Origin of the sequence: Bradyrhizobium elkanii USDA 76, from assembly GCF_023278185.1 — a bacterium.
In the GTDB taxonomy this organism is placed as follows: domain Bacteria; phylum Pseudomonadota; class Alphaproteobacteria; order Rhizobiales; family Xanthobacteraceae; genus Bradyrhizobium; species Bradyrhizobium elkanii.
Map to the genome: position 1 here is coordinate 966309 of NZ_CP066356.1, position 12113 is coordinate 978421.

Here is a 12113-nt window from a genome sequence, read left to right on the forward strand (position 1 = left end):
TGAGTGCTTTTGGCACTTCTACACCGATTTGCCACCGCAGCCGATCGGCCGCGACACCATCACATTTTGTTTATCATATGATAAATAATCGTTGACTTGCATCAACGACGCCCCAATAATTGATCAAGTGATAAACAAGCCGAGAAGGGAGGCCGCTCATGAGTGGCGATCGCTGGAAGCGCCGGGTGCGGCCGAAAGCACTCGTGATCGGCGGGTCCATGGCCGGACTGTTCGCCGCATTGTTGCTGCGGCGGGAAGGCTGGAACGTCGATGTATACGAGCGTATCGGCTCCGAACTGGCAGGTCGTGGCGCGGGCATCGTCACCCATCACGAGTTGTTCGAGGTGCTGGGCAGGGCCGGCATCGATACTGAAGCCGCCGCCGTCGGAGTCGTCGTTCCGGGACGGCGTGTGCTGGACCGGAGCGGCCGTATCGTGGGCGAACTCGGGCTGCGGCAGGTCCTTACTTCATGGGGACACCTCTACGGACTTTTAAAAGCAGCACTCCCCGCAGAAGACTATCATCACGGAAAGAACCTGGTGGAAGTCGCGGAGCTTGGCGATCGCGTGGTGGCGCGCTTCTCCGATGGCTCTGAGGTTTCGGCGGATCTGCTGATCGGCGCCGACGGCATATTCTCATGCGTCAGGGCACAGCTTGCGATCGATGTCCGTCCTGCGTACGTCGGCTATGTCGCCTGGCGGGGCCTCGTCAATGAGCGCGACCTGTCACCTCGGACCCGCGCAGAATTGTGCGACTGGTTCGCCTTCAGCCTTCCTCCGGGGGAGCAGATGCTCGGCTATCCCGTCGCCGGGACCAAAGAAGAGATGGATGTCGGCGAGCGCCGCTTCAATTTTGTCTGGTACCGCCCAGCCAATGCCGATCATGGATTGGCAGATCTGCTGACCGACATCGATGGCATCCGCCACGAATTGTCAATTCCGCCGACGAAGATTCGATCCGACGTGATCGCCTCAATGCGGCAGGACGCGGAGAGACTGCTCGCACCGCAATTTGCCGAGGTCGTTCGCCTCACGCCGCAGCCGTTCATGCAGGCCATTCTGGATCTCGAGACACCACGTATGGCGCTCGGATCCCGGACGGTGATCCTGGGCGACGCTGCGTTCGTCGCCAGACCTCACGTCGGAATGGGAGTGACGAAGGCCGCGGCCGACGCGGCTGCTCTGGTCGACGCATTGCGAGCGCATCCGGCCGATCTGCCCGCAGCGCTCGCAGAATTCGAGTCGATCCGGCTTCCCTTCGGAGCTGCGGTCGTCCGGCGTGCCCGCCATCTCGGCGCATACATGCAGGCGCAAATCGCCACTGCCGAAGAGCGGGCGATGGCGGAGCGGCATCGCAGCCCCGAGGCGGTCATGGCGGAGACCGCGGTCGCGACGGGCATCGCCGCCTAACCGAATTCAAAAGGGAGGAGGAAGACCAATGGACCTGAAAACCATCCAGGACCATCCCGCGTTCAGACAGCTTGCGCGCGAACGCGCATGCCTTGGCGTGGGTATGTCGATGGTCATGGCTGCGGCCTACTTCGCTTACATCCTGACCATCGCATTCCGGCCGCGGTTGCTCGGGCATCCCCTGTGGCATGGCACCGTGATCAGCTGGGGCGTGTTGATCGGCGTTGGTCTGATCGCGCTCGGCTTCGTTCTGACGGCCGCCTACGTCCGGCGAGCCAATTCCCGTTTCGATCAGCTCGGTCAGCTCCTTCTGGAGGACCTCCAATGATGTCGCGCTCGGCTTGCGGGGCCTTGTTCGGAATCGCCTTCGCCCTTCTTTCCAGTCCTGCGGCGGCCGACGCGCTGACTGCCGCGACCGGCACGCGGCGATCGCTGAACGCGACGGCGATCGCCATGTTCCTTGGCTTTGTCGCAGTTAGTCTTGCGATCACATGGTGGGCGGCAAGACGAGGCACGAGCACGGCAAAGGACTTCTATGCCGCCGGTGCCGGCCTCACAGGCGTCGAGAACGGGCTCGCTATCGCCGGTGATTACACCTCGGCAGCGACCTTCCTGGGCGTCACGGCGCTCGTCTATACCTCGGGCTACGACGGCATGATCTACGCCATCGGGTTTCTTGTCGGCTTTCCGATGATCCTGTTCCTGATTGCCGAGCCGTTGCGCAATCTCGGCCGTTATACCTTCGCCGACGTCGCGGCATATCGGCTGTCGGAGGTGCCGGTGAGGGCCGTCGCGAGTGTGAACACTCTCGTGATTGTGGTCTTCTATCTCATCGCCCAACTCGTCGGGGCCGGTAAGCTGATCCAACTGTTGTTCGGGCTGCCTTATATCTACGCGGTCGGCATCGTCGGTGGGCTAATGATGGTCTATGTGACGTTCGGAGGCATGCTGGCGACGACCTGGGTGCAGATCATCAAAGCCGTGCTGTTGATGTCGGGCTCGGTGCTGATGTCGATTCTGATTCTCGGGCACTTCGGCTTCAGTCTGGAGGCGCTCTTCCGGGAGGCGATCACGTTGCACCCGAAGGCCGACGCCATCATGGCCCCCGGCGGCTTGGTCAAGGATCCGGTATCGGCGATCTCACTAGGACTGGCCTTGATATTCGGCACGGCCGGGCTGCCGCACATCCTCATGCGCTTCTTCACCGTGAGCGATGCCCGTCAGGCTCGCACGTCGGTGCTGGTCGCGACGGGGTTCATCTCCATCTTCTACAGCCTGCTGTTCGTACTCGGCTTCGGCGCCATCGCGATCGTTTCGGCGAATCCCCAGTTTCGGGATGCGTCGGGTGGCCTGATTGGGGGCGTCAACATGGTGGCCCTGCATCTGGCGGACGCCGTTGGCGGGTCGCTATTGCTCGGGTTCATCTCCGCGGTAGCGTTCGCGACCATCCTCGCCGTCGTGTCGGGGCTGACGCTCGCGGGCGCCTCGGCGGCGAGCCACGACCTCTATGCCCGCGTGGTCCGCAAGGGGCGCGCGAGCGAGCAAGAGGAAGTGCGGGTGTCCAAGGCCGCGGCAGTCGCAATCAGCCTTCTTTCGATGGGCTTGGGCGTCGTGTTCGAGAACCAGAATATCGCATTCATGGTCGGGCTGGTCTTCGCGATCGCCGCGAGCGCGAACTTCCCGGTCATACTTCTGTCGATTGTCTGGCCTGATCTCACGACGCGAGGTGCAGTGAGCGGATCGCTTGCGGGCTTGCTGGCTTCGGTGGGATTGGTCGCGCTCAGCCCGGGAGTATGGACTGCAACGCTCAAGCTCGGGCCCGCACCGTTCCCTTACGACAATCCAGCCTTGGTCTCGGTCCCGCTGGCCTTCGCGGTGTCATGGGCGATTTCAGTGCTGGACCGCAGTGCTGCGGCTGCGTCGGTCCGCGCCTCGTTCGGCGCGCAGCACGTTCGCGCCCAGACTGGGCTGGGCGTCGAGTAACGCGTTTTGGATAACCCATCGCAAGGAGGCATTACATGAGCAATAGTGCGGCGGAAAAAGGTAAGATTGCCTGGCCCGACTTCATTCGCAAGGAGTTCGCAGCCAACCAGTTCAACGGTCGGGTCGGCACGCGGCTCTTATCCGAAACGGAACGTGTGCGCGTCTGGGAAATCCGGCTTGCTCCGGGCGAACGCATTGGATTCCATCGTCACGTGTTGGACTATTTTTGGACCGCAGTCACGCCAGGCCAGGCGCGATCACACGCGGAGGATGGGACGATCGTCGAAGCCGTCTATTCAGTTGGCGAGACCCGTCACTTCGTCTATGGGAAGGGCGAATACAAGATCCACGATCTAGAAAACGTTGGCGATGCGGACCTGTGGTTCACCACCGTTGAATTCCTAGACAGCGCCAATGCGCCTTTGGAGCTTGGTTATGGACGCCATGGCGAAGCCTCTTCCGGCCGGGAACGACTCCCGTCCGAGGCCTGAACTGCAGGCCCTCGCAAGATCTCAGGAGCGATCGAAGCCTTAGCATCGTTGGCCGCCGGGCCTCAGGACAGAGGAAGCAATCTCGGTTCTTAATCGTCGCTAGTACCGACGTCGGTTGGTAAGAGGACACGAGGTTCAAGCGCAGAACCCAGCTCTACATCCTCGACCATGATCAGCCTGCCTCTTCCGAACGTGACTTCGGGCCGTAGCTCAAATGGTGGGTTTGGTCCTGGAAGGTCGAAAATGCTTTATCTTTCAATGGAGATTGGCTGACGCTCCGCCATGATGCCGGCGCTCACGCCACGATGCTAAGGACAAACAGCGGTTCGTCGTGTCGCTGGTTGCGTATGAATCCCCCCCCTGGGCATCAAACTACGCTTTCCCACGCTGAACTACGATTTGATGCGATGTCATTGCGTGAGACGCTGGACCGCGGCGCCACGCCGCGCGTTGCCGTCTCCACGCAAGACGATGGCGATTGGCCAGTAGGCCGAAGCCGCGATGGGAAAAATCGTAAGTGTTCCCTGAATAAGGCGTACACCGATATTCGGAAAACAAAAAGTGCGATGACGCGCCCTAAGTGAAGCCCGCAGCTTCCGATCACGCCTTCGGATCCGGGACCGGCTGAAGACGAGTACCCCTTGGCGTTACCCCTACCCAACATCGCGGCAGCTTCGGCTGGGTGGAACCGGAATAAATCGAGAATCATCTGACGGCGAAACCGCTCCGTGAAGGTTCGGACGGGCCTTGTCAGGAAACGACGTACGGCTGTCCTGATCCGCGGGATCGTGCTCGTTGTCCGGGGCACGTCTCCTTGCGACATACGGGTGAGCCCGTCCCATCAATCGCCCCGAACGGTCGACGGCAAGCATGACGAACTGAGCGCAAGGAGCATGAGATGACCCCCAGCAGCATCGTTCCTCAGGCAAACGAAGAGCGAACTCATTCAACAATGATGGCTTGGCGCGTGCACGAGTTTGGGTCGCCAGAGGTCATGAAGTTCGAGCGCGTGCCGCGACCTGAGCCAAGCCTTGGAGAGGCCCTGGTCAAAGTTGCGGCCGCTGGCGTTGGCCCATGGGATGGCTGGATCAGGTCCGGCAAGAGCGCTTTGCCGCAGCCGCTCCCCCTCACTCTCGGCTCGGATTTTTCGGGTGAAATCGTCGCGATGGGACCCGGACACACGGAACTACGTGCCGGAGATGAGGTTTTTGGTGTTACGAACTCGCGGTTTATCGGGGCCTATGCCGAGTACGCTGTGGCGTCCGCAGGGATGGTTTCGAGCAAGCCAACCTCGCTAAGCCACGTTGAAGCCGCGTCCGTCCCTGTCATTGCTGTGACGGCATGGCAGGCGTTGTTTGATCACGCCCAGCTCGAAGCAGGTCAAACCGTGGTTATTCATGGGGCGGCCGGCAACGTCGGATCCTATGCGGTTCAACTGGCCCATCTCGCAGGTGTGCAAACTATCGCAACCGTATCGACGGGCGATATTTCCGTCGCGCGTAACCTTGGTGCAAACACGGTGATCGACTACCGAACTCAGCGCTTTGAGGAAGAAGTTCGGAACGCGGACGCTGTCATTGATCTTGTCGGCAGCGAAACTCAAGAACGCTCATTCCAGGTCCTTCGTCGTGGCGGCAAGCTGATCTCGGCAGTGTCCCGCCCGGATCAGGATCTTGCAAAGCGCTACGGTGTTGAAGCCGCCTTCTTCTTGGTCGACGTCACGAGCCAATATCTGACAAAAATCGCTCGCTTCATCGATGGCGGAAAACTGCGAACAAAGGTCGGGGCAGTCCTACCCTTCGCGGATGCGCGCGAGGCACATTTGATGCTGGAACGCGTGCGGCCTCCGCCGAAAGGCAAGATCGTGCTCGCCGCCGGTGCGAGTTGATCAGCATAATTTCGTCGTTGAGCGCGTAACGAAACCCCGCAGTAACTCTTGAAAGGACGCAACCATGACAACCCCAAATCTCGCACAGGCTCTCGTCATTCCCGATTCTTTGCTCGCGAAAGAGGCGACCGACATCCTGCGCGAACATTCCACCGATTTGCTGTTCAATCACTCGATCCGCGTCTACCTGTTCGCGGTCGAGCAGGGTCGTCAGAGGAATCTGCGCTTCGACCGTGAGCTCCTTTACGTCGCCGCCGCATTTCACGATCTCGGCCTGATCAAGAAGTTCTCGAGCCCAGACGAGCGCTTCGAGGTCGATGGCGCAAATGCCGCACGGCAGTTTCTTAGCACCCACAACATCGCTGAAGACCAGGTGCAGACCGTCTGGGAAGCAATTGCGCTGCATACCACCCCCGGCATCCCGAAGCACATGGGACCTGAAGTGGCGCTTCTCAACTCCGGTGTGCTTCTCGATGTCATCGGGGTGGGGTTCGATCAGTTTCCCGCGGAGCTGCGCGAGGAAATCGTCGCCAAGTACCCCCGCACAAATTTCAAAGAAGGCTTCATTCAGGAGTATTTCGCCGGTTTTGCGCATAAGCCGGCGACGACGTACGGCACCGTCAACGCCGCCGTCTGCGAACGTTTCATCCCGGGGTTCAAGAGCCCCAACGCCTGCGACCTGATCGCTGCTTCGCCCTTCCCGGATTCCCAGCACAAGGCTCACCATCATGACTAGGACCTATCCTGTGCTCCAGGGGCTGAATCCCGATCGCGCGCAGGCTACCGGCGCCGACTCGTTGGCCTCTCTCATCTGGCTAACCCTCGGCGCTTTTGCCATCGGCACCGAGGGGTTCATGATCGCCGGACTACTCCCGGCCCTGGCGCGAGACCTGAACGTCGGTCTGCCAGCCGCCGGTCATCTGGTCACCGCCTTTTCCCTCGCTTATGCCATCGGCGCGCCGGTCATGGCCGTGTTGACGGCCGGGCTGGAGCGGCGTCGGCTGCTGATTGTCGCCATGGGCGGCTTCGCCCTGGGCAACCTGCTAGCCGCGCTGGCGCCAGACTACGCCGGGCTGTTGGCCGCGCGGCTGCTGTTGGCCCTGTCGGCAGCAAGCTTTATGCCGGCGGCCAGCGGATATGCCGCCGCACTGGGCGGTCCGGAGCGGCGTGGCCGCGCCCTGTCCACGATCACGACCGGGTTGACCCTGGCTATCATCGCCGGCGTGCCGCTGGGGGTACTGGTGGGGCAGGGCTTCGGCTGGCGCGCCACCTTTTTCGGTGTGGCGGGGCTGTCGGTGTTCTCGCTGTTAGGGATTCTCATCTGGCTGCCGCGCCAACGGCCTGGCGTCACGGCCGGCCTCGGTGAGCGTCTGGCGCTGGCCAAGCGTCGCGATATCCTAGGCGTGCTGGTGACGAGCGTGCTGACAGTGGCCGGCACCTTTACGGTCTACACTTATCTCAGTTTCTTCATAGCTGGCGTCGCTGGCCTTGGCCCGCAGGCGCTGGCGCCGGTCCTGCTAGGCTTTGGCTTGGCCAGTGCAGTCGGCACCCAGCTCAGCGGCAGCGCGGCGGACCGTTGGGGCGCGCGCAGTATCGTGATCGTTGGTGGGGGGCTTGCCCTGCTGGCCTATCTTGCCTTCTCGCTCAGCGCGGCTCTCGAGCCGGCGCGGGCAATGCTCGTCCTGCTGCCGGCCATCCTGATTTGGGGATTCGCCAGTTGGGGGCTGATAACGGCGCAGCAAGCGCGGCTGGTGGCGTTGGCTCCGGCACTGGCGCCGATCAGTCTCTCGATGAATTCCTCGGCGATCTACCTCGGCAGCGCGATGGGTGCCGCGGCGGGCGCTGTGGTCATTTCCAACGGCGCGATGGAGCGGCTCGGCTGGGTAGCTGCGGGATTTGCTCTGGCAGCTCTGTTGTCGGTGCTGCTCAGCGGCAGCAGCACATCAGGCCGAAGGTGATGGCGGCGGCGATGGCTTCTCATCGGAAGCGTCACCATGACCATCGGTTCGGCTCTGCGTCCCGGTTTCAAGCAGTTGCGTGAACTCGTTAGAAGAGGAGGTGCGATGATGTCGAGTGGATTTGCCTATCGGACTGGTACTGTACCAAACCCTCAAGGTATCATGGCAAACACAGCGAGAAGAGCAATGCGAACGGCCGCCGTCCCGCTGATAGCAGCGGTGATCGCCCTGGGAGCTTCGCCGGCGATCGCGCAGGACCGGGAGCAGGTGAAAATCGCCTTCGAGCGCGCACTGCCGAATGTCGAAGGAAAGAAAATGGTTGCTGTGACGGTGACTTATCCTCCCGGAGCCAAATCGCTCGCTCATCACCACGCAGCGTCAGCTTTTATCTACGCCTATGTGCTGTCCGGGACCATCCGCAGTCAAGTCGGCGACGAACCCGCGAAGATCTATCACGCAGGCGAAAGCTTTTACGAAATGCCCGGTTCACATCACAGGGTCAGTGAGAACGCGAGTGACAAGGAGTCCGCCAGTTTACTGGCAGTCTTCGTTGTGGATTCCAAGGACGGGCCCTTGACCAAGCCAGACAAGGACCCGGGATCACAATAATGGCGACAAATCGCCTGTTGCCGTGACGATCTTTTTTGGACCTGCATGGGCCGCTCGGCTTGGGAGAGCAAAATCGACCTATAGAAGTCCATAGCCCCCTGGGTGATCCCGGATGCACGGATGGTGGTTCTGTTGCCTCCCGGATCGCGTCAGGCCTTTTGCAGGGTCCGGACTACCTGCATAATAAGGCTCCAGGGTGGAGAGGCAGTAGCAGGTGCCGGTACAAGCTGTCGCGATCGTCGTCTGTGAGGGGGTCCAGGCCCTAGACGTGGCGGGGCCGATGGACGTGTTCAGCGAGGCGAACACGTTTCTCGGCAGCGCGGATCGCTACGAAACCGTTTTGGTTGCTGCTCACCGCAATCCGCTGCGTGCGTCGAACGGTATATGCATGGTCGCCGACCTGACCTTCGAGGAGGCGGCGGGCGGCTTCGACATCGTTCTGGTGGCCGGCACTCCGACGCCGCCGGAAGCGGAGCCCGAGTCGTCCCTGCTTCAGTGGGTCAAGGAGCTGCCGTGGCGCTCGAGCGTCTATGGATCGATCTGCACAGGGGCTTTTGTGCTCGGCTATGCCGGACTCCTCGACGATCGGCGAGTCACGACCCATTGGCAGGATGCACAAGCGCTGGTGGCGAGATTCCCGAAGGCGAAAGTCGAACCGGATCTGATCTATGTGCGCGATGGACGGCTGATCACCGCGGCGGGTGTGACGGCTGGGATAGATCTGGGCTTGGCGCTCGTCGGGCAGCGGCACGGCGCGGAAACGGCGCTCAAGGTTGCCAAGCGGTTGGTCGTGGTTGCTCAGCGCCAGGGTGGACAGTCGCAGTTCAGTCCCTATCTCACGGCCCCTGCCGATCCGGAATCGCCCATCGCACGCATCCAGGACCACGTCATGGCCAATATTGGGGATCGCCACACGCTGGAGTCGCTTGCCGCTGTCGTCGGCATGAGCCCCCGGAATCTGGCTCGGCATTTCGGGCAGGTAACCGGGACCACACCGCACGACTTCATCGAGCGCGCCCGCGTTGATGCCGCGCGCATGATGCTGGAAGCAAGCGACAGACCGCTGAAGGCCATTGCCTTCGATTGCGGCTTCGGATCGGCGGACCGGATGAGAATCGTCTTCAGCACTCGTCTCGGCGTAACTCCCGTCCAGTATCGCGCCAGCTTCCGGCGAGCAGAACCGCAATAGTTTGCGAGTCATCCGAGAACAAAACCGCAGGCTCCTACTGCCCTGAAGGCTCCGAGCGGCCTTTTGTCAGGAAACGACGTACGGCTGTCCTGATCCGTAGCATCCCGCCTGTTGTCCGGAACAGAGCTATGTTGCCTAATCCGGGCAAGCAACCAGCCCGTTATCCAGCCGAGGAGATTGCTCCATGTCCGAGATCATCGCCGGCATCCGCGTGCCTGACAGTGCTATCGCGCGCGCCGCCACGCAGCTCGTGCGCGATACGGAAGACGACCTGCTATACAACCACAGCCGCCGCGTCTTTCTGTGGGGCGCGCTCACGGGCGAGCGCCGCGGGCTGAAATACGATCCGGAACTGCTTTACCTCGGCGCCATGTTCCACGACATGGGTCTCACCGAGAAATATTCGAGCCCCGATCTGCGCTTCGAGGTCGACGGCGCCAATGCCGCCCGCAAATTCATGAAAAGCTACGGCGTGCCCGAGCGTGACATCGAGGACGTGTGGACCGCGATCGCGCTCCACACCACGCCCGGAATCCCCGAGCATATGCGCCCGACCATCGCGCTGGTGACCGCCGGTGTGGAGATGGACGTGCTCGGCATCGCCTATCAAGACTTCACGCATGAACAGCGCGATCATGTCTGCGTCCATCATCCGCGCGAGACAAACTTCAAGGAGAATATCATCGACCACTTCGCCAACGGCATCATCAAGAAGCCGCTGACGACTTTCGGAAACGTGAAGGCCGACGTCCTGGCGCTGAAGGACATGAACTATGTCCGTCATAACTTCTGTTCGATCATCCTTGGCTCCGCCTGGCCGCACTGATCCCGCGGAGGTGTGCGACATGGCCGTGGGGAAGACTCAAGGTCGATGCAGCCAACCCGGCCCCACGCATCAGGCCACCATACTAAGGACAAACAGCGGTTCGTCGTGTCGGTGGTTGCGTATGATTCCCTCCCTGGGCACCATAACTGCGCTTTTGTGCGCTGGAGTACGATCGCGTTCGCTGGATTCTCAGCGCTCGCTGAGTTCACGTACGTTCAAATCCAGTCCGGAATTTGCGCCTGCAATCCAGCTGGGCAGGTTCCGACCAGCGACACGGCCCGCCCAGCCCTATGATAGCGGCCTCGAATATTGGCTCGCTTTCGATTTTCCGCGACAGAAGTTACTTTCGCCCGCTGCGTATGACCCACTACTATGGTGGGCCTCCAGAAAGAGCCCTCGCCGACCAATGCGGCCGGATTTTCCTCGACCTCGAAGCCTTCCCAAACGGCCTTTAGGGTGGACAATGCCGCTGTGGACAAGCGACCTGAGGTCGGACGGCGTTGGTGCTGGTCGGTCGCTAAAGGCGGGCAGTGCCGTGATCAAATATCCGAGAAGTCTCGAGATTCATGCCGCCATCAATCTGCGCCTGGGACGAAGCGTCAAATCGCTGTTTGGCGGGCCTGTCGAGTCGCCTTGAAGCTGAGCTGCACGACTTGACCTGAACTGGCCGGTTCGCGTCGATAGGGAGGACCGTCTTGTGGGAAATCCGCTTCAAGGCCAAGTTCGAGCGAATACTCGAAACGCCGGTTATTCGCGAGAGCTTGTTTACGATGAGGTCTTCAAGAGCATCGATGTCGGACACCATAACGCGGAGAAGATAGTCGCTATCCCCGGTCATCAGGTAGCATTCCATCACTTCGCTAAGGCGATCAATTGAGCGCGTAAAGCTTTCGAGTGATGGCTGGGCCTGCCTTTCAAGCTTTACTTGTATGAATGCTGTAACGCCGATGCCGAGAACTGCGGGATCCAGCACCGCAATTCGCCGGTCAATGACCCCGAGTTTTTCGAGTGTTCGAACTCGGGCGAGACACGGGGACGGTGAGAGATTGACGCGGGAAGCCAGTTCAACGTTGGTCAAACTTGCGTTCTGCTGCAGTTCATTCAAGATCTTTATGTCGATCCTGTCCAAAGCCGTCGTCGTCATTTCATTCTCCCATGGGCAAGCGTTCGTCGTCCCATCGAGGCCCGGCCCCTCGCGTTATTTCGCGTGGTGACATCTCGACGAAACAAATGCTATCTCTCGCCCGGGCATGTAGAATTTCGATAAAATGACGACTTGTATCGAAAAACGGTCAATCTGATCTTGCCGCCCGAACATGTGGCCTGCGCGCAGTTGACTGCTGCCGTCGTGATGAGCAACGCGATTGCAATCTGTGCACTGATCTGGTCGCGGGAACTGAACCAGGTCCCAGCCCAAGCCCGCGATCGTTGCAGATCCCGGCTTTGTCGTCGACGAATCTAGCCGGGTAATTGGTAGGGCAGTATGTCCCTGCGATCGCGGTCTATTCTCAATCTGCTCTTGAGCGGCGGGATCGCGCGTTGAGGACAGTTGGTCCGCTCGCAGATTCGACAAGAAATTCCGATCGGATCGAAAGTGCCTTTGCTTGTGAGGTCGAGCCCGTCTGCATATACGAAATCTTTTGCATAGGAGACTTCGCATCCCAGCGCGATGGCATAGCGCGGTGTCGCGCGCCATGGAAAACTGCCCCCTCGGCGCCACGAGGAATTGCCCCCTCCTTGGATAGCCGAGGAGAGAGCGA

11 protein-coding genes and 1 pseudogene are annotated in these 12113 nt (G+C 60.8%); 10 read left to right on the top strand and 2 right to left on the bottom strand.

Annotated features, from left to right (window positions below):
• The first annotated feature begins 158 nt into the window (after nucleotides 1–158).
• The 10 genes from JEY66_RS04595 (at nucleotide 159) to JEY66_RS04640 (ending at nucleotide 10353) form a co-directional block, all read left to right on the top strand.
• Nucleotides 159–1409, top strand: coding sequence for an FAD binding domain-containing protein (locus tag JEY66_RS04595; RefSeq protein ID WP_018269006.1), 1251 nt, complete (start codon nucleotides 159–161; stop codon nucleotides 1407–1409).
• Nucleotides 1410–1437: 28 nt separating this feature from the next.
• Nucleotides 1438–1737 (top strand): DUF485 domain-containing protein, encoded by a 300-nt coding sequence (locus JEY66_RS04600; RefSeq protein ID WP_016845358.1) that lies wholly within the window; start codon nucleotides 1438–1440, stop codon nucleotides 1735–1737.
• Complete coding sequence (gene actP, locus JEY66_RS04605; RefSeq protein ID WP_100213800.1) at nucleotides 1737–3392, top strand: cation/acetate symporter ActP; 1656 nt, start codon at nucleotides 1737–1739, stop codon at nucleotides 3390–3392. The genes JEY66_RS04600 and actP overlap by 1 nt, the downstream gene beginning before the upstream one ends.
• Nucleotides 3393–3427: 35 nt before the next feature.
• Nucleotides 3428–3883 (top strand): cupin domain-containing protein, encoded by a 456-nt coding sequence (locus JEY66_RS04610; protein WP_018269004.1) that lies wholly within the window; start codon nucleotides 3428–3430, stop codon nucleotides 3881–3883.
• 898 nt (nucleotides 3884–4781) lie between these two features.
• Entirely contained in the window at nucleotides 4782–5771 is a 990-nt protein-coding gene (locus JEY66_RS04615; RefSeq protein WP_085964738.1) for an NADP-dependent oxidoreductase, read from the top strand.
• 64 nt (nucleotides 5772–5835) lie between these two features.
• Complete coding sequence (locus JEY66_RS04620) at nucleotides 5836–6507, top strand: HD domain-containing protein (protein ID WP_026191907.1); 672 nt, start codon at nucleotides 5836–5838, stop codon at nucleotides 6505–6507.
• Nucleotides 6500–7729 (top strand): MFS transporter, encoded by a 1230-nt coding sequence (locus JEY66_RS04625; RefSeq protein ID WP_018269003.1) that lies wholly within the window; start codon nucleotides 6500–6502, stop codon nucleotides 7727–7729. The genes JEY66_RS04620 and JEY66_RS04625 overlap by 8 nt, the downstream gene beginning before the upstream one ends.
• Before the next feature lie 186 nt (nucleotides 7730–7915).
• Nucleotides 7916–8338 carry a cupin domain-containing protein gene (locus JEY66_RS04630; RefSeq protein WP_016845352.1) on the top strand — a complete coding sequence of 141 codons (423 nt, stop codon included), beginning with the start codon at nucleotides 7916–7918 and terminating at the stop codon, nucleotides 8336–8338.
• Between the two features lie 214 nt (nucleotides 8339–8552).
• Entirely contained in the window at nucleotides 8553–9527 is a 975-nt protein-coding gene (locus JEY66_RS04635) for a GlxA family transcriptional regulator (protein WP_026191905.1), read from the top strand.
• Between the two features lie 184 nt (nucleotides 9528–9711).
• The gene (locus JEY66_RS04640; RefSeq protein WP_016845350.1) at nucleotides 9712–10353 is read left to right on the top strand and encodes an HD domain-containing protein; all 642 of its coding nucleotides are present in this window, start codon (nucleotides 9712–9714) and stop codon (nucleotides 10351–10353) included.
• A gap of 517 nt (nucleotides 10354–10870) precedes the next feature.
• Here the strand turns inward: JEY66_RS04640 and JEY66_RS04645 are convergent.
• Together JEY66_RS04645 and JEY66_RS04650 are read right to left on the bottom strand one after the other, a co-directional pair.
• Entirely contained in the window at nucleotides 10871–11497 is a 627-nt protein-coding gene (locus JEY66_RS04645) for an Lrp/AsnC family transcriptional regulator (RefSeq protein ID WP_016845349.1), read from the bottom strand.
• Nucleotides 11498–11811: 314 nt separating this feature from the next.
• Nucleotides 11812–12033: pseudogene (locus tag JEY66_RS04650) on the bottom strand (short-chain fatty acyl-CoA regulator family protein); the annotation flags it as partial.
• Between the last annotated feature and the right edge of the window lie 80 nt (nucleotides 12034–12113).

Coding starts and splice junctions, on each gene's coding strand:
- JEY66_RS04610 (WP_018269004.1), top strand. CDS start 3,428: ATGAGCAATAGTGCGGCGGAAAAAGGTAAGATTGCCTGGCCCGACTTC.
- JEY66_RS04640 (WP_016845350.1), top strand. CDS start 9,712: ATGTCCGAGATCATCGCCGGCATCCGCGTGCCTGACAGTGCTATCGCG.
- JEY66_RS04630 (WP_016845352.1), top strand. CDS start 7,916: ATGCGAACGGCCGCCGTCCCGCTGATAGCAGCGGTGATCGCCCTGGGA.
- JEY66_RS04625 (WP_018269003.1), top strand. CDS start 6,500: ATGACTAGGACCTATCCTGTGCTCCAGGGGCTGAATCCCGATCGCGCG.
- actP (WP_100213800.1), top strand. CDS start 1,737: ATGTCGCGCTCGGCTTGCGGGGCCTTGTTCGGAATCGCCTTCGCCCTT.
- JEY66_RS04600 (WP_016845358.1), top strand. CDS start 1,438: ATGGACCTGAAAACCATCCAGGACCATCCCGCGTTCAGACAGCTTGCG.
- JEY66_RS04645 (WP_016845349.1), bottom strand. CDS start 11,497: ATGACGACGACGGCTTTGGACAGGATCGACATAAAGATCTTGAATGAA.
- JEY66_RS04615 (WP_085964738.1), top strand. CDS start 4,782: ATGACCCCCAGCAGCATCGTTCCTCAGGCAAACGAAGAGCGAACTCAT.
- JEY66_RS04595 (WP_018269006.1), top strand. CDS start 159: ATGAGTGGCGATCGCTGGAAGCGCCGGGTGCGGCCGAAAGCACTCGTG.
- JEY66_RS04620 (WP_026191907.1), top strand. CDS start 5,836: ATGACAACCCCAAATCTCGCACAGGCTCTCGTCATTCCCGATTCTTTG.